At 50.2% G+C, this 14,839-nt stretch carries 24 protein-coding genes; 22 read left to right on the top strand and 2 right to left on the bottom strand.

The features are described from left to right. Positions 1-11: 11 nt before the first annotated feature. Together G445_RS0104155 and G445_RS0104150 are read right to left on the bottom strand one after the other, a co-directional pair. Positions 12-344: a type II toxin-antitoxin system RelE/ParE family toxin gene (locus tag G445_RS0104155; RefSeq protein ID WP_019190606.1), complete on the bottom strand. Its 333-nt coding sequence runs from the start codon at positions 342-344 to the stop codon at positions 12-14. Then, the gene (locus G445_RS0104150; RefSeq protein ID WP_019190607.1) at positions 344-640 is read right to left on the bottom strand and encodes a type II toxin-antitoxin system RelB/DinJ family antitoxin; all 297 of its coding nucleotides are present in this window, start codon (positions 638-640) and stop codon (positions 344-346) included. Before G445_RS0104150 ends, G445_RS0104155 begins: the two co-directional genes overlap by 1 nt. 199 nt (positions 641-839) lie before the next feature. Between G445_RS0104150 and G445_RS0104145 the strand changes: the two genes are divergently transcribed. The 22 genes from G445_RS0104145 (at position 840) to G445_RS11655 (ending at position 14,804) form a co-directional block, all read left to right on the top strand. Then, on the top strand, positions 840-1,415 hold the full coding sequence (locus G445_RS0104145; RefSeq protein ID WP_019190608.1) for a hypothetical protein: 576 nt from the start codon (positions 840-842) through the stop codon (positions 1,413-1,415). A gap of 9 nt (positions 1,416-1,424) precedes the next feature. Continuing rightward, entirely contained in the window at positions 1,425-2,207 is a 783-nt protein-coding gene (locus tag G445_RS0104140; protein WP_022866301.1) for an S-adenosylmethionine synthetase N-terminal domain-containing protein, read from the top strand. Further along, on the top strand, positions 2,208-3,470 hold the full coding sequence (locus G445_RS0104135; protein WP_022866300.1) for a site-specific DNA-methyltransferase: 1,263 nt from the start codon (positions 2,208-2,210) through the stop codon (positions 3,468-3,470). It abuts the gene before it with no gap. Continuing rightward, positions 3,463-4,962: a DNA (cytosine-5-)-methyltransferase gene (gene dcm / locus G445_RS0104130; RefSeq protein WP_022866299.1), complete on the top strand. Its 1,500-nt coding sequence runs from the start codon at positions 3,463-3,465 to the stop codon at positions 4,960-4,962. Before G445_RS0104135 ends, dcm begins: the two co-directional genes overlap by 8 nt. Before the next feature lie 70 nt (positions 4,963-5,032). Next, on the top strand, positions 5,033-5,677 hold the full coding sequence (locus tag G445_RS0104125; protein ID WP_022866298.1) for a hypothetical protein: 645 nt from the start codon (positions 5,033-5,035) through the stop codon (positions 5,675-5,677). After that, the gene (locus G445_RS0104120; protein ID WP_022866297.1) at positions 5,674-5,910 is read left to right on the top strand and encodes a DUF4314 domain-containing protein; all 237 of its coding nucleotides are present in this window, start codon (positions 5,674-5,676) and stop codon (positions 5,908-5,910) included. The genes G445_RS0104125 and G445_RS0104120 overlap by 4 nt, the downstream gene beginning before the upstream one ends. After that, on the top strand, positions 5,895-6,068 hold the full coding sequence (locus G445_RS0104115; RefSeq protein WP_002563695.1) for a DUF5049 domain-containing protein: 174 nt from the start codon (positions 5,895-5,897) through the stop codon (positions 6,066-6,068). Before G445_RS0104120 ends, G445_RS0104115 begins: the two co-directional genes overlap by 16 nt. A 107-nt stretch (positions 6,069-6,175) precedes the next feature. Then, on the top strand, positions 6,176-6,538 hold the full coding sequence (locus G445_RS0104110; RefSeq protein WP_022866296.1) for a DUF7698 family protein: 363 nt from the start codon (positions 6,176-6,178) through the stop codon (positions 6,536-6,538). Continuing rightward, positions 6,535-6,738, top strand: a complete 204-nt coding sequence (locus tag G445_RS0104105) for a hypothetical protein (RefSeq protein WP_019133526.1) — start codon at positions 6,535-6,537, stop codon at positions 6,736-6,738. The genes G445_RS0104110 and G445_RS0104105 overlap by 4 nt, the downstream gene beginning before the upstream one ends. Before the next feature lie 11 nt (positions 6,739-6,749). Continuing rightward, positions 6,750-7,010: a hypothetical protein gene (locus G445_RS0104100; RefSeq protein ID WP_019133527.1), complete on the top strand. Its 261-nt coding sequence runs from the start codon at positions 6,750-6,752 to the stop codon at positions 7,008-7,010. A 93-nt stretch (positions 7,011-7,103) separates the two neighbouring features. After that, positions 7,104-7,286, top strand: a complete 183-nt coding sequence (locus G445_RS0104095) for a DUF6900 domain-containing protein (RefSeq protein WP_026420939.1) — start codon at positions 7,104-7,106, stop codon at positions 7,284-7,286. A gap of 113 nt (positions 7,287-7,399) precedes the next feature. Next, complete coding sequence (locus G445_RS0104090) at positions 7,400-9,001, top strand: terminase large subunit (protein ID WP_022866294.1); 1,602 nt, start codon at positions 7,400-7,402, stop codon at positions 8,999-9,001. Between the two features lie 14 nt (positions 9,002-9,015). Next, the gene (locus G445_RS0104085; protein WP_022866293.1) at positions 9,016-10,326 is read left to right on the top strand and encodes a phage portal protein; all 1,311 of its coding nucleotides are present in this window, start codon (positions 9,016-9,018) and stop codon (positions 10,324-10,326) included. Beyond that, on the top strand, positions 10,262-11,089 hold the full coding sequence (locus tag G445_RS0104080; RefSeq protein ID WP_022866292.1) for a head maturation protease, ClpP-related: 828 nt from the start codon (positions 10,262-10,264) through the stop codon (positions 11,087-11,089). The genes G445_RS0104085 and G445_RS0104080 overlap by 65 nt, the downstream gene beginning before the upstream one ends. 14 nt (positions 11,090-11,103) lie before the next feature. Next, complete coding sequence (locus G445_RS0104075) at positions 11,104-12,294, top strand: phage major capsid protein (protein WP_022866291.1); 1,191 nt, start codon at positions 11,104-11,106, stop codon at positions 12,292-12,294. Between the two features lie 75 nt (positions 12,295-12,369). Continuing rightward, on the top strand, positions 12,370-12,633 hold the full coding sequence (locus G445_RS0104070) for a head-tail connector protein (protein WP_002563688.1): 264 nt from the start codon (positions 12,370-12,372) through the stop codon (positions 12,631-12,633). Between the two features lies 1 nt (position 12,634). Further along, on the top strand, positions 12,635-12,967 hold the full coding sequence (locus tag G445_RS0104065) for a phage head closure protein (protein WP_022866290.1): 333 nt from the start codon (positions 12,635-12,637) through the stop codon (positions 12,965-12,967). Then, on the top strand, positions 12,967-13,350 hold the full coding sequence (locus tag G445_RS0104060; protein ID WP_019190623.1) for an HK97 gp10 family phage protein: 384 nt from the start codon (positions 12,967-12,969) through the stop codon (positions 13,348-13,350). The genes G445_RS0104065 and G445_RS0104060 overlap by 1 nt, the downstream gene beginning before the upstream one ends. Further along, complete coding sequence (locus G445_RS0104055; protein ID WP_022866289.1) at positions 13,343-13,660, top strand: hypothetical protein; 318 nt, start codon at positions 13,343-13,345, stop codon at positions 13,658-13,660. The genes G445_RS0104060 and G445_RS0104055 overlap by 8 nt, the downstream gene beginning before the upstream one ends. Before the next feature lie 6 nt (positions 13,661-13,666). Next, positions 13,667-14,266, top strand: coding sequence for a major tail protein (locus tag G445_RS0104050; RefSeq protein ID WP_022866288.1), 600 nt, complete (start codon positions 13,667-13,669; stop codon positions 14,264-14,266). A 2-nt stretch (positions 14,267-14,268) separates the two neighbouring features. Continuing rightward, the gene (locus tag G445_RS0104045; RefSeq protein WP_022866287.1) at positions 14,269-14,625 is read left to right on the top strand and encodes a hypothetical protein; all 357 of its coding nucleotides are present in this window, start codon (positions 14,269-14,271) and stop codon (positions 14,623-14,625) included. A 14-nt stretch (positions 14,626-14,639) separates the two neighbouring features. Then, positions 14,640-14,804: a hypothetical protein gene (locus G445_RS11655; protein ID WP_019190627.1), complete on the top strand. Its 165-nt coding sequence runs from the start codon at positions 14,640-14,642 to the stop codon at positions 14,802-14,804. Positions 14,805-14,839: the final 35 nt, after the last annotated feature.

The raw sequence follows: 14,839 nt of genomic DNA, 5'->3' as shown, positions 1-14,839 counted from the left end.
TTTCCAACTCGTTATTCTGTTTTCATTCGCTTGATCATATTGAGTTGATCTCTTCTGGCATAGATGACGTTAAGAACGTAGACACGCTTCGCATTCTCCTCGATGCGGTAATAGATGTAAAAGTTCTTAGCACTTGTTTTCCGAATACCTCGTGAATGCCACGGCTCATCCGGAATGGGTGCGAAGATTCCTGCTTGGTAGGAAAGCTTTCCGATCGCTTCTCTGAGCGTTTGCAGATAGCTTCTTGCCGTGTCGGGAACAAGCAGTACGTAGGAAATGTAATCTCGAAGTTCCGTAAGATCATGTTCTGCGTCAGGCGTAATGATGACCTGATAGGCATCCACTATCTGATACCTCCTTCGAGATCATCAAAAACTTCATCGTACGGTCTTCCTTCGCCACGGATAGACTGGGCATAGCTGTGTTCAAGCTTGGCATTAAGTTCTGCTTTGCTTAATTCATCTGCCGCCTTCGGCGCGGATGGAAGCGTTAAGGAAAACGGAACGCCGTGCCTGTAAATAATCTGCCGATATAAAGAATTGATAACCACCGATGTGGGAATGCCGAGCTGTTGCAGGATCGCTTCTGCTTCATTTTTCACATCGCATTCAACACGTGCACTTACCGTTGCGTCTTTCATGGCTCTGCACCTCCTTCTTTAAAAAGATTGTACTACATTGTTTTGCAGATTGCAATACAAAAATGACCGTGGGGGCGGGTCAAATCTCTGTGAGCCTTCCGGCCGGGAACGGTGCGGCAGGGTCGTGTAAAGAACTTTTAATTCAAACGCCCTATTAAACCCAAAGATGATTTTTACGAACCGAAAGGAGGAATACCTCGTGGCAAAAGACGGAACCAACCGAGGCGGAAGACGCATCAAAGCAGGTCATAAGCCGGATGCACTTGCCGACAAAATCAGCAAAGGACAAAAAGCGACACACATTGAGTTCCCGCGTGCGGAATATCCGATCGCAGAACTCTACGGCGAAGACATGACAGACGGTGTGGAACTTGAAGGAGCGGATATGCCTGAGCCATCTTCCTACCTTTCTGCTCAACAAAGGGACGGGGAGCCTTTAGGCGCTGACCTAATCTATAAAGAGACGTGGGAGTGGCTTCAGGCACGCGGCTGCGAAAAGCTCATTAACCGCCGTCTCCTTGAAAGTTACTCGACAGCCTTTGCCCGCTTTATCCAGTGCGAGCTTGCTATCAGCAAATATGGGCTCTTAGGCAAACATCCAACGACCGGTGCTGCCATTGCCAGTCCGTTCGTGCAGCTCTCGCTCAACTTTCAGAAGCAGGCAAACCTTCTCTGGTATGAAATCTACGACATCATCAAGCAAAACTGCACGGAAGCCTTCGACGGCGATCCTCAGGATGACCTGATGGAGCGTCTGCTCCGAGAAAAGAAATGAGGTGAAGAAATGTTTGAAAAAGTAAATCCTGCACATCCCGATAAAGTTGCAGACCGCATCGCGGGAGCCATTGTTGACCTTGCTTATGCAAGCGAGACAAACCCCAAGATTGCCGTCGAAGTCCTGATCGGTCACGGCATCTGCCATATCATTGCGGAAACAAGCACGCTGATCTCAAAGGCAGACCTTGAAAAAACTGTGCGTCGTCTTGCCGGAAATGTAGCTGTAGATATTAAGCTCGTCCCACAAGACATACATTTGGTCAAAAACCAATGCTGGAAGCTGCGCTGCGGAGATAACGGCATCTTCTTAGGACTTCCCATCACAGAAGAAGAAAATAAACTCTCCGAGATTGCCAAAAGTATCTATGCCATCTATCAGACGGACGGCAAATATATATTAGACGGCGAAAAACTCGTCATCTGCCAGTCTCATGTTGAAACGAAAAAGCTCCAAGCGGCCTATCCAAACGCCATCGTCAATCCTTTAGGCGACTGGACGGGCGGCACGGACGTGGATACCGGAGCGACCAACCGAAAACTCGGATCCGATATGGGATCTTCCGTCACCGGCGGTGGTCTTCACGGAAAAGATCTCTCCAAAGCCGATGTGACGCTTAATATTTACGCCCATCTTCTGGCACAGAAAAGCGGAAAACCGATTCATCTTTCCTGCGCCATCGGAGACGCGTTTGTTGACGGCAAGCCGTATGCGGAGCTTGTGGAAATTGCCCGAGACTACATTCGCGCAGTCGGCGGTTTTGAGAAATTTGCGGAATGGGGGCTGATTTAGATGGATACGACAAAATTTGCTCAAGTTCCAATCGATAAGCTCATTCCCTATGCGAGAAATGCCAGAACGCACTTTCCGGAGCAGATCGCACAGCTTCGCGCCTCGCTTCGGGAATTCGGATTTATCTCACCGGCCGTGATCGACAACAAGTTTAACATCTTAGTCGGACACGGACGTATCGCGGCAGCCCGTGAGGAAGGCTACAAAACCGTCCCGTGCGTCTTTGCCGAAAACTTAACCGATGCACAAAAGCGCGCCTACATCTTGGCAGACAACCGCTTAGCCTTAAATGCCGGCTGGGATGAGGAAATGCTCTCTGTAGAGTTATCTGATCTTGCAGGAGATGCCTTTGACCTCTCCCTTTTAGGTTTTGATGACGAGGAACTCTCTGCTTTGATGGACATTTCCGAAGATGAAATCACCGAAGATGACTTTGATGTAGACGCAGAGCTTCAAAAGCCCGCCATCACCAAACACGGCGACATCTGGACGATCGGGAGGCACACCGTCATCTGCGGAGACTCAACCGATCCCAAGACATACAAGGCACTGCTCGGCGATACCAAGGTGAATCTCGTCTGCACGGACGCACCGTATTTTGTGAACCTCGAATCCGCGTCCGGAAAGATCAAAAACGATGATCTCACCGATAAAGAAGCTTACGACTTCCTCATGAAGGCTTTTACCTGTTTCAAAGAAGCAATGGCAAAAGACGCCTCGATCTATGAGTTTTATGCCACATCTAAATCTCGTATTTTTTACGATGCTTTTGATGATGCGGGCTTTAAGCTCGGAGCCGGCCTTATCTGGCGAAAAGAGCGGGCCCCTCTCATGCGTACCGATTGGAAGTTTAATTTTGAGCCGATCCTGTACGGCTGGCGAAAAGACGGAAAACACAAATGGTACGGTGACCAGAAGCAGAAAGCCTGCTTTGATTTTGACTCGGTGAAAAACTCCAAAACCGAAGGATTCGGGCATCCCTCTTCCAAGCCGGTGCCGCTGATCGCGCACCTCATCAAGCAGTCCACACAAACCAACGCTCTTGTTTTGGACGGCTTTTTAGGCAGCGCATCGACGCTCATCGCCTGCGAGGAGCTTGGCCGCATCTGCTATGGGATTGAGCTGGAACCGAAATACGTCGATGTGGCCTGTGCTCGTTATGCCGAGCTGAAAGGAACAACGGACGGCATCATCTGTCACAGAGACGGCAAAGACACCCCTTATGCCGACCTTCTGAAAGAACGGGAGGCAACTGATGAGTAACGTCTTAACGCTCGGCTCCCTCTTTTCCGGATCGGGAGGTTTTGAACTTGCCGGACTTACCGTCGGGATGAAACCGCTCTGGGCATCGGAAGTCGAGCCTTTTGCCATACGGGTGACATCCAAACGACTGCCTTTCGTGGCTCACATGGGAGATGTGCGAAACCTTGACGGAGCAAATTTGCCGCCTGTTGACATCATCACCTTCGGCAGTCCCTGTCAGGACTTATCCATCGCCGGAAAACGAAGCGGGATTGAAGGTTCCCGTTCGTCGCTTTTCTATGAGGCGATACGAATCATCAAAGAAATGAGGTGGAAAACCAATGGGAACTACCCAAAATACGCGCTCTGGGAAAATGTCCCGGGCGCTTTCTCCTCCCACAAAGGAGCGGACTTCGAAAAAGTCCTTGAAGCCTTCCTCTCCGTCAAAGGATATACGCTTGATGCGCCTCGACCTCAAAAGTGGCATGCCGCCGGAGAGATCGTGGCAGATCATTTTTCTCTCAGCTGGCGGGTACTTGATGCTCAGCACTTCGGAGTCCCCCAAAGACGCAAGAGAATCTTTCTTGTCGCAGATTTTGGAGACACAAGTGCCGGAAAAATATTATTTGAGTCCGAGAGCGTGCTTGGGGATCTTGAGGCGTGCCAAGACGAAAGGAAAAGACCTGCCGGAAATCCTAAGAGAGGCGCTTATGAAACAGGCAGGCTTGTTCTAAACGATCAGGGAGGATCGCGCATGGACATCTCAGAAGATGTCACGGGAACCCTGCGTGCACAGTCAAACCATCCTCCGCTGATCTTTGAAAACCACGGACAGGACGCAAGATACACAGGCCCCAATGATACGGCGCAGACCATCGTCTCCCGTTTCGGCACGGGCGGAAACAATCAGCCACTTGTGGTTGATCTGCCGTGCGCCTATTCGCTTTGCTCCAAGAAGAACAAGGCGATGTTTTCGGACATCAAAGACAACAGCCAGATAACCGAGACCTCCCGCACACTGGATACGAGAGGCTCCGATCCCGTCTGCAATCAAGGCGGAATGGCGGTTCTTTCCTACGGGCTTGACCGGGCTTCCTTTAATCAGGGGCAAAACGCCGCCTACGACTTTGCCGTGGAAAAAGAATGCCAGCCGACAATGGTTGCCAAAGGTCCGGGTGCCGTTGCCACCGAAAACGAGAGCGGCTATATCGTAAGAAGGCTCACTCCGACCGAGTGTGCCCGGCTTCAGGGCTTTCCGGACGGCTGGTGCGATGGTCTTGCAGAAGAAAATCCGAGCAAGGCTCAGTTTACCTTCTGGCGTGAGATTTTTGACCGCTACACCGATATGATGTCCATCCAGAGAAAAAGCGACAAGCAGATCAAAAAGTGGCTTAAAAATCCCTACTCGGACAGTGCCGCCTACAAGCTCTGGGGAAATGGCATCGCGCTTCCGTGCGCCATCTTCGTACTTGCCGCAATCAAAAAGAATAGTGGTATTTACCTGCAAAAATAACTTGCTATTCCTCCCGGTAAGAGTGATGTATAGACATACCAAGAAAACACCTGCAAAGGAGGATAAAGACATGGATTACCACTTCAATTTAACAGGCTCGGCAAGGCGACCGCTGGTGAAAGCCTTGGAAGACTTCACAAAAGAGAAAGCCACCTGCACCAAAGCGCCGACCTTCTGCTACCACATTGGCGAGCACATCACACTGGACAATCATGGCGTGCTCAGCATCAATGATACGGAAAAAGAAAACAGCATCCTGCTGACTTTATCGGAACACGGCTTTGTGCCGGAGGAACAGGAAAACATGGCGGTGACGATCTCGCTTCCAAGAAACAAGTTCACCGATGAGGCCCTCGAAAGGCTCTCCGAGCTTCTTTCGTCAAAAGAAAGCATCATCAAGCATGCACTTGGCATTGAAAGCGTCGCCTTTGAGGTGGACGAGGAAAAGATCAGCTTCCCGTGGTTTTCCGAGATGCCAAGTTCTGCAGAGCTTTCCGCCTATACCGCCTTCATCTCCCTTTTGGGCAAGGCGGCAAAGGAATCCAAGCGCATCACTGGCAAAGACCACGCAGTCGAAAACGAAAAATACTACTTTCGCTGTTTTCTTCTGCGCCTTGGGATGATCGGTGATTCCTACAAGGAAGCAAGGAAAATCCTGCTCAGCCGTCTTCAAGGCTCCTCCGCTTTCAAGTACCAGAAGGAGGCGGAAAAATGAAAATGCCAACGAAAGAAACGTTGGAACTGCTGCGGATTACTTTTCCTAAAGGCTGCCGTGTGGAGCTTCTTCACATGGACGACGTACAGGCACCGCCTGCAGGAACACGCGGCACCGTCACCGGAGTCGATGATACCGGCTCCATCCTCGTGGATTGGGATAACGGCTCCGGTCTAAACGTCATCTTCGGGATTGATGAAGTCAGGAGAATTCAGAAATGGACGAAAAAGTAAAAGAACAGATCCTTGCCATAAGGGACAGCGGTCTTACGAACATGTTTGACGTCAATACTGTGCAGCGGCTTGCCTTTGAGCGGGACTTCTACGAGCTTGTAAACTTCATCGAAGAAGATAAGAAAGCCTACATTCACTTCATCTTAACGGGCGAATAAAACCTTGAAATACGTGCTTTTATATCGATAAATAACTTGCTATTTCTTCCAAACAGAGTGATATATGTACATGCAAGAAGCACAGAAAGCCAAAGGAGGAAAACAAGATGAAGTACGAAGTAAAGGCCATAGAAAACGCCAAAACAGGAATGAAATGGAGCGATGTCGGCTGCCATCCCACACTTGCCCAGGCCTACCTTTACAGCAAGGAAGCTGAAAATGAACTGCCAAACTTTGCCGATGTTATCTGGGAACACGATATTGAAGAAATCATCCGGGACTTAAAAAAGTTTGGAATTAAGGAGTTTACGATTTCCAGCACTTTTTCAAGCCTGATTGAAACCATTGCGAAATTTGAGGAACTCGGCTGCAAACTGGACGGCATTGTAAGAGTAAAAGAACGTTATACGCACTTCGGAAGCGATGAGCACGCCTTGATTCCAGCTTTCAAAATGGAGGTGACAAAATGACAACCTTTGAAAAAGATAAAGCCGCCATTCAAGAAGATGCAGCAAATGCCTACGACATCCTAAAGGCACGCAAAGCAGAACTTCAGCGCATCGAGCGTGAAGGCAGAGCCTGCAAAAACGGATTCAGAAGACAGTGCCTCGAACAGGAATATGCACGGCGCGCTGCAGAATACCGCAAACTGGATGAGCTTTTAGGCTAAGGAGGCAAGCCATGACAAACAAAGAAGCCAAAAGACAGAGCTTTTTAGAAGCCACCGCCAAGTTAAAGGAAAAGAAGCGCCTGCTCTACGAACGGGAGCCGGAACAGAAGCTCTACGACGAAGGAAAGATCGCCTACAGCGAATACCTGAAGCGATACAAAGAGCGAAAGCAAAAGGAACGTGAGAATTTCAAAGGCAACAAAGCCTATGAAGACTACGATAACGGCCTGATCACTTACGATGAATTTCTTCTCAGAAACACGGAAAAATAAGGTCAAAAACCTCGATAAATGACTTGCTATTCCCTCCAAACAGAGTGATATATGTACATGCCAAAAGGAACACAGGCAAAGGAGGAAAAAACCATGACAAAGAAGATTGAAAAAACACTGCTCGCGATCGCAAAGAAAAACAACTGGGAAATCGAAGATCGAGGCGACCTTGAAACCAGGCATAACGACGGCGACGACTTCATCGAAGTTTCGGTCTGGGGACTGAAAGCGATGCTCGAAGAAGCCTACGCTGCGGGAAAAGCGGCAACGAAATAACAAAGAACGAACGTTCCGACAAAAGAGCTGATTAGGCTCTTTTGCTCGTAGAAATAGATTGATGACGAGATCGCAGAAGCGGTCTTTTTTTATGCCACAGAAAGGAGGATGGCATGCGAAAACTGAAAAACTATAAGCCGACCAAGTTCATGGCAGAGACTTCTCACTATGACAGGAGAAAAGCCGACTATGCCGTCTCCTTTATCGAGTGCCTCACGCACACCAAGGGCACATGGGCGGAAAAGCCCTTCGAGCTGATCGACTGGCAGGAACGGATCATCCGCGACCTATTCGGTGTACTGAAACCCAACGGCTACCGCCAGTTCAACACCGCTTACATCGAAATCCCCAAAAAGATGGGAAAATCCGAGCTTGCTGCAGCTGTAGCACTTCTTTTATGCTGCGGGGACGGTGAACAGCGAGCCGAAGTCTACGGCTGTGCCTCCGACCGTCAGCAGGCATCGATTGTTTTTAACGTGGCAGAAGATATGGTGAAGATGTCGCCGGCTCTTGCCAAGCGCGTGAAGATTTTAGCCTCACAAAAGCGGCTCATCTATAAGCCGACCAACAGCTTCTATCAGGTACTCTCCTCTGAGGCCTATACCAAGCACGGCTTAAACATTCACGGCGTGGTCTACGACGAGCTTCACGCCGCTCCGGACAGAAGGCTTTTTGATGTCATGACCAAAGGCTCGGGCGATGCCCGCATGCAGCCGCTCTACTTTCTGATTACTACCGCAGGAACCGATACCCATTCCATCTGCTATGAGCAGCATCAAAAAGCACTGGATATCCTGCGCGGCAAAAAGCATGACCCAACCTTTTATCCCGTAATCTACGGTGCTAAAGAAAGCGATGACTGGTCAGATATTGAGGTTTGGAAGAAAGCCAATCCCTCCCTTGGCATCACGGTGGGACTGGATAAGGTGAAAGCCGCCTTCCTGCAGGCTAAAGAAAACCCCGCGGAGGAGAACCTGTTTCGTCAGCTTCGCCTGAACCAGTGGGTAAAGCAATCAATCCGCTGGATGCCGATGGACAAATGGGACGCCTGTGCCTTTGATGTGGATGAAAAGGCACTCGAAGGCAGAATCTGCTACGGAGGCCTTGACCTTTCATCCACCACCGACATCACCGCCTTTGTGCTGGTCTTTCCGCCCCGTGATGAAGACGAGAAATACACTATCCTTCCGTACTTTTGGATTCCCGAAGAAAATGCAGAACAAAGAGTGCGCCGTGACCATGTGCCCTATGACATCTGGATTAAAGAAGGTGCGATGCAGACTACGGAAGGAAACGTCATCCACTACGGCTTTATCGAAAAATTCATCGAGCGCTTAGGCGAGCGTTTCAACATCCGGGAGATCGCCTTTGACCGCTGGGGAGCCGTTCAGATGGTGCAGAACTTAGAGAACATCGGCTTTACGGTCGTTCCTTTCGGTCAGGGCTTTGCTTCGATGTCGCCTCCCACCAAAGAACTGATGAACCTCGTGCTTTCCAAGCGCCTCGCACACGGCGGACAACCCGTCCTTCGCTGGATGATGGATAACATCTTCATCCGAACCGATCCTGCTGGAAATATCAAAATCGACAAAGCCAAATCCACCGAGAAAGTCGACGGTGCCGTTGCGCTTGTAATGGCACTCGACCGAGCGATCCGCATGGGATGCGATACGAGCGAGTCAGTCTATGACAGCCGCGGCATTTTATTTTTGTAAAGGAGATTTTGCCTATGGGATTTTTACAATCACTTTTTCATTCAAGAGATAAGCCGAAAGATCAAACCGCCGGCTCTGCCTTTCGCTTTTACTTCGGGCACACCACATCGGGAAAAGCGGTGACGGAGCGCTCTGCCATGCAGATTACTGCCGTCTATGCCTGTGTAAGAGTTTTAGCTGAGGCGGTCGCCGGTCTTCCGCTTCATCTCTTTCGCCTCAAAGGAAATGCCGGCAAAGAGAAAGCGACGGACATCTCCCTTTACTTTTTGCTGCACGATGAGCCGAATCCGGAGATGACCTCATTTATCTTCCGAGAAACCCTCATGTGCCATCTGCTCTTGTGGGGCAACGCCTACGCACAGATTATCCGAAACGGCAAAGGTGAAGTTGTCGCCCTATACCCGCTCATGGCCAACAAAATGACGGTTGACCGGGATGAAAATGGCACTCTTTACTACGAATATCAGGTCAGTAAAAGCGATGCTCCAACGCTTAAAAACGGACGGGTAAGGCTTTCTCCTTCTGAGGTACTCCATATCCCGGGCTTGGGCTTTGACGGTCTTGTCGGCTACAGCCCGATTGCGATGGCGAAAAACGCTCTCGGCATGGCAATGGCCACCGAAGAATACGGTGCGGCATTCTTTAAAAACGGTGCCAACCCCTCCGGTATTTTGTCGATGCCAGGCGTGGTGAAAGACCCGGAAAAGATCCGACAGTCTTGGGAGCAGGGCTTTGGCGGATCGCAGAACTCCAACAAGGTCGCCATTTTGGAAGAAGGCATGAGCTACACGCCGATTTCCATCTCACCGGAAGCCGCGCAGTTTCTTGAGACGCGGAAGTTTCAAATCGATGAGATTGCCCGCATCTTCCGCGTGCCGCCCCATATGATCGGAGATCTCGAACATGCGACCTTTTCCAATATCGAGCACCAATCTTTGGAGTTTATGACCTACACCCTGCGTCCGTGGCTCGTGCGCTTTGAGGAGTCCATGCAGCGTTCGCTTCTTTTGCCCGAACAAAAGAAAGACTATCTCATTCGCTTTAACGTGGACGGGATTTTGCGAGGCGATTATGAGAGCCGCATGCGAGGTTATGCCACCGGCATACAAAACGGCATCTTCTCGGTCAACGATGTGAGGCGCTTAGAAGATATGGATCTGCTCTCAAAAGAAGATGGCGGCGATTTGCATGTCTTAAACGGCAATGTCGTGAAGCTTGCCGATGCGGGATCGGCTTATACGAAAAACAAGGAGGATACCGATGAACCGACAGAAGAAATTTTGGAGATGGACGAAAAACAAAAGTCCCGATCCAAACGAAAATGAAACACGAACTTTATACCTGGATGGCGTGATTGCCGAGGAGAGCTGGTTTGACGATGAAGTCACACCGGCTCTTTTTAAATCCGAACTTGATGACGGCACAGGCAACATCACCGTCTGGATCAACTCACCGGGAGGCGACTGCTTTGCGGCCGCTCAGATCTATAACCTGCTTTTGAACTATCAAGGCAAGGTGACGGTCAAAATTGACGGTCTTGCGGCATCCGCCGCATCAGTCATTGCGATGGCTGGAGATGAGATTCTCATGAGTCCTGTTTCCATGCTCATGATCCATAACCCATCCACCGTGGCCATCGGAGATACACAGGATATGCAGCGTGCCATCGGGATGTTATCCGAGGTCAAAGAATCCATCATCGGTGCCTACAAGCAAAAAAGCGGTCTTTCTCATGCAAAGCTCGCTTCACTCATGGATGAAGAGACCTGGATGAACGCGGAAAAGGCAATAGAGCTGCACTTTGCCGACCGCATCACATCAAGGCAGGATCTCTATCCGCAAGGCGAGAACGAAGATCCTACAAATGGTGAAAGTGCCGTGCTAAACGGAAAAGAATCTGAAAGCCTCACGGAGACACCGATGCTCTTTTCACGCCGCAAGGTCGCAGCCGCCATCAATAAAAAGCTCTGTGACTATGCGGCGGCCTGTGAGGCAAAAACGCCTGCCCAAACGGCAGAACCGATTACCCACCGCTATAAAGTCAAGGACTTGGAAACACGCCTTGATCTTATCAAACACTTTATTTAAGGAGGAAACCTACCATGACGATTACTGAACTTTTGAACAAACGTGCCAAGACCTGGGAGGCCGCAAAGGCTTTTCTGGAATCCCATCGAGACAAAGACGGACTGCTTAGCGCTGAAGACGGAGCGGCTTACGACAAGCTGGAAGCCGAGATCGCAGCCTATAGCACAGAAATTGAGCGCATGTGCCGTCAAAAGGACATCGAAGACAAGATGAGCAAGCCGCTCGGTACGCCGCTTACGGCAAAACCGGCCGTGCTTTCCACAGAGACGGAAGAAAAGCACGGACGTGCCTCCTCTTCCTATGCCAAGGATATGCTCGTTGCCCTGCGAAGCGGCTTTAAGCGCATCTCGAACATCTTGGAAGAAGGCAAAGACGAAAACGGCGGCTATCTGGTACCTGAAGAATGGGACAGCCGCCTCATTGACAAGCTGACCGAAGAGAATATCTTCCGAAGCCTCGCCACGACCATCACCACGTCCGGCGAACACAAAATCAATATCGCGGCTACTAAGCCTGCCGCGGCATGGATCGAGGAAGGTCAAGCCTTAAGCTTCGGCGAGGCGACCTTTGATCAGGTGGTGCTCGATGCCCATAAGCTTCATGTAGCGATCAAGGTTACCGAAGAACTGCTCTACGACAATGCTTTCAATTTGGAAAGCTACATCATCGACCAGTTCGGCAAAGCACTCGGTAACGCGGAAGAAGATGCCTTCTTAAACGGCGACGGCAAAAACAAGCCGCTTGGCATCTTTGCCGCAACCGGCGGAGGAGAGGTTTCCGTCACACTCACGGGTACCGCGCTTAAAACTGACGATATCCTGACGCTCATCTACTCTTTGAAGCGCCCATACCGCAAAAACGCTGCGTTTATCTTAAATGACGCAACGCTTGCCGCCCTTCGAAAGCTCAAGGATAACAATCAGGCCTACATCTGGCAGCCGAGCTATCAGGCGGGAGAACCGGACCGTCTTTGCGGCTATCCGGTTAAGACCTCTGCCTTCTGCCCTGTTTTGGAGACGGGAAAAGCAGGCGTGGCTTTCGGAGATTTTTCCTATTACAACATCGGAGATCGCGGAACCAGGAGTTTTCAGGAACTTCGAGAGCTTTTTGCCGGAAACGGCATGGTGGGCTACGTTGCCAAAGAACGTGTGGACGGAAAACTGATCTTGCCCGAGGCCGTGCAGATTCTCAAAGCCGGTGCGTAAAAATAAACGTCTTAGCCATAAGGCGGCTCTCTTTATACGAGGGAGTCGCCTTTTCCTTGCAGGAAAGGAGGAAGCATGCTGAGCCTTGAAGACGTGAAAAACTATCTCCGCGTGGATTTTGACGACGATGACGCACTCATCGAGTCGCTCATACCCTCTGCCACCGAGTTGGTCAAAAACGTGGCACGCACCGAAGACCTCTCTTCTTTTGAAAACGGGCGCATTGCCGTGCTTTTTACGGTGGCCTATCTCTACGAACACCGAGAAGAAGCCGATCACCATGCGCTCACCTTGACGCTTCGCGCTCTTCTTTTCGGAGAAAGGCAGGTGAGCTTCTGATATGGATATCGCTCTTCTCAATGTCACCGTCACCTTCCAAAAAAGAACCGTGGAAAGTGATGCCATCGGAAACCAAATCGAAACGTGGAAAGATGACTACACCTGTGCCGCCACCATCTCAGGAGAAGGCGGGCGCGAAGTCTTTATCGCAGCTTCTGAAGTGGATAAGGCGGACATGGCGGTGACGGTCAGGTGGTGTACGAAAACGGCAGCGATGAGCACGACAGACTTTCGCATCGTCTTTCAGGGCTGCGCCTACGACATCGAAAAAATTGACCACCTGTCTTTCAGGAAGCGAGCGATCAAGTTTTTCTGCGTAAAGGAGAGAACCTGATGAGCCGAAAAGTCAAAATCTCCGGCCTTGCTGATGCCGTGATGGAAGAACTCAACGCCTATGCCAAAACGACAACGGAAGGCATGAAGCAAGCCGTCACCAAAGCGGCAACGACCACCAAAAAAGAAATCAAGGCGCATGCGCCAAAGAAGCACGGCGACTATCAAAAAAGCTGGACGCAAAAGAAAACCTCCGAGTCCTCCCATGCCCTGCAGGTGACGGTCTACTCTCGTAACCGCTACCAGCTGGCACACCTCTTAGAACACGGCCACGCCAAAAGGAATGGCGGCAGGACGAGGGCAATTCCTCATATCGCGCCTGCCGAGACAATCGGTGAAGAGCAGCTTATGAAAGAGATCGAAAGGATGATCAAAGATGGATGAAATCATAGAAATATTGAAAGAGGTCGCGCTTCCCTTTGCTTACGACCATTTTGAAGAAGGCCAGGCACCTGATCCGCCCTTTATCTGCTACGTAACGCCGGAGTCGCATAACTTTGCGGCAGACGGTCAGGTGTATTTTCCCGTGAACCGATTTTATCTGGAGCTTTACACCGACAAAAAAGACCGTGCGCTCGAAAAAAGAATCGAAGACCTTCTTATCCGCCACGATCAGTTTTTCGACAAGGCCGAAGTCTATATCAACGCAGAAGACCTCTACGAGGTTTCCTATTCATTTGAGTTGAAAGGATGATGAAACATGGCAAATAAAAACAACAAAGTCAAATATAACATTAAAAACGTCTATGCCGCCAAGATGGCAGAAACCGTCTCGAACGGCGTATCCACCTTTACGTACGAAACACCAAAACCCATCCCTGGCGCGGTTTCGCTGTCGCTTGACGCGGAAGGCGAATCTTCTCCCTTTTATGCCGACGGCATTGTCTACTTTAGAACCGTCACCAACAACGGCTACTCCGGGGATCTCGAGATTGCTCTCATCCCTGAGTGGTTTCGCACCGAGATTTTGCAGGAGACCCTCGATGCCAAAGGGGTGCTCGTGGAAAACTCCAACACAGCAGAGTCTGTGAAGTTCGCTTTGCTTTTTGAGTTTGACGGCGACATCAAAGCGATCCGCCATGCCTTATATAACTGCACGGCCTCTCGTCCTTCCATCGAGTCGGAAACCAAAGAAGATACCATTGAGCCGGGAACGGAAACCCTGTCTCTTACCGCAGATCCAAGATCGGACGGCCTTGTCAAAGCCAAGACCGGAGATAGCACTGATGCTGCAACCTATGCGAACTGGTATAAGGCGGTCTACGTGCCGCAGGCAGGCACACCAGCAGGAGGAAAATAACCATGATTGAAAAGACCATTGACGTTTCGGGTGTACCCGTAAAGTTTCGCTCGTCTGCTGCTATCCCGCGCCTTTACCGTGCGAAGTTCGGACGGGATATTTTTAAAGACTTAGCCAAGCTCGAAAAAAGCTATCAGGGCAAGAAAGATAAGGACGGCGGCTTTCCCGTTGAAGACTTAGAGATTTTTGAAAACGTCGCCTACATCATGGCGCTGCACGCAGACAAAAGCGTGCCCGCTTCCATTGAAGAGTGGCTGGACGGCTTTGAGATGTTTTCCATCTATCAGGTACTTCCTGAAATCCTCTCCCTTTGGGGTGAGAACTTAAAGACAGAGGTCTCACCAAAAAAAGGCAGATAAGAAGCGAGCGGCCCATGACAACGCCACTTCTTATGCTTCGTGCCTGTCAGATCGGCATTCCCATTGTGGACATGGATCTCATCTCCATCGGGCTGCTTCTCGATATGTGGACGGAAAAAGCAAACGACAGTGCAAGTTACAGGCGGCTTGCCACACAAGAAGATTTTGACCGCTTTTAGCACCCGATGAGGTGTTTTTTTATTGTTCAAGAAAG

Source organism: Actinotignum urinale DSM 15805 (genome assembly GCF_000420445.1).
GTDB classification, from domain to species: Bacteria; Actinomycetota; Actinomycetes; order Actinomycetales; family Actinomycetaceae; genus Actinotignum; species Actinotignum urinale.
The sequence above is the reverse complement of the archived record's forward strand: the minus strand, read 5'-3'. Positions and strand labels throughout refer to the sequence as shown.

Bases quoted from the DNA above. Each gene is read 5' to 3' on its own strand.
- G445_RS0104150 (WP_019190607.1), bottom strand. From the start codon at position 640: ATGAAAGACGCAACGGTAAGTGCACGTGTTGAATGCGATGTGAAAAAT.
- G445_RS0104140 (WP_022866301.1), top strand. From the start codon at position 1,425: ATGTTTGAAAAAGTAAATCCTGCACATCCCGATAAAGTTGCAGACCGC.
- G445_RS0104135 (WP_022866300.1), top strand. From the start codon at position 2,208: ATGGATACGACAAAATTTGCTCAAGTTCCAATCGATAAGCTCATTCCC.
- dcm (WP_022866299.1), top strand. From the start codon at position 3,463: ATGAGTAACGTCTTAACGCTCGGCTCCCTCTTTTCCGGATCGGGAGGT.
- G445_RS0104125 (WP_022866298.1), top strand. From the start codon at position 5,033: ATGGATTACCACTTCAATTTAACAGGCTCGGCAAGGCGACCGCTGGTG.
- G445_RS0104120 (WP_022866297.1), top strand. From the start codon at position 5,674: ATGAAAATGCCAACGAAAGAAACGTTGGAACTGCTGCGGATTACTTTT.
- G445_RS0104115 (WP_002563695.1), top strand. From the start codon at position 5,895: ATGGACGAAAAAGTAAAAGAACAGATCCTTGCCATAAGGGACAGCGGT.
- G445_RS0104110 (WP_022866296.1), top strand. From the start codon at position 6,176: ATGAAGTACGAAGTAAAGGCCATAGAAAACGCCAAAACAGGAATGAAA.
- G445_RS0104105 (WP_019133526.1), top strand. From the start codon at position 6,535: ATGACAACCTTTGAAAAAGATAAAGCCGCCATTCAAGAAGATGCAGCA.
- G445_RS0104100 (WP_019133527.1), top strand. From the start codon at position 6,750: ATGACAAACAAAGAAGCCAAAAGACAGAGCTTTTTAGAAGCCACCGCC.
- G445_RS0104095 (WP_026420939.1), top strand. From the start codon at position 7,104: ATGACAAAGAAGATTGAAAAAACACTGCTCGCGATCGCAAAGAAAAAC.
- G445_RS0104090 (WP_022866294.1), top strand. From the start codon at position 7,400: ATGCGAAAACTGAAAAACTATAAGCCGACCAAGTTCATGGCAGAGACT.
- G445_RS0104085 (WP_022866293.1), top strand. From the start codon at position 9,016: ATGGGATTTTTACAATCACTTTTTCATTCAAGAGATAAGCCGAAAGAT.
- G445_RS0104080 (WP_022866292.1), top strand. From the start codon at position 10,262: ATGAACCGACAGAAGAAATTTTGGAGATGGACGAAAAACAAAAGTCCC.
- G445_RS0104075 (WP_022866291.1), top strand. From the start codon at position 11,104: ATGACGATTACTGAACTTTTGAACAAACGTGCCAAGACCTGGGAGGCC.
- G445_RS0104070 (WP_002563688.1), top strand. From the start codon at position 12,370: ATGCTGAGCCTTGAAGACGTGAAAAACTATCTCCGCGTGGATTTTGAC.
- G445_RS0104065 (WP_022866290.1), top strand. From the start codon at position 12,635: ATGGATATCGCTCTTCTCAATGTCACCGTCACCTTCCAAAAAAGAACC.
- G445_RS0104060 (WP_019190623.1), top strand. From the start codon at position 12,967: ATGAGCCGAAAAGTCAAAATCTCCGGCCTTGCTGATGCCGTGATGGAA.
- G445_RS0104055 (WP_022866289.1), top strand. From the start codon at position 13,343: ATGGATGAAATCATAGAAATATTGAAAGAGGTCGCGCTTCCCTTTGCT.
- G445_RS0104050 (WP_022866288.1), top strand. From the start codon at position 13,667: ATGGCAAATAAAAACAACAAAGTCAAATATAACATTAAAAACGTCTAT.
- G445_RS0104045 (WP_022866287.1), top strand. From the start codon at position 14,269: ATGATTGAAAAGACCATTGACGTTTCGGGTGTACCCGTAAAGTTTCGC.
- G445_RS11655 (WP_019190627.1), top strand. From the start codon at position 14,640: ATGACAACGCCACTTCTTATGCTTCGTGCCTGTCAGATCGGCATTCCC.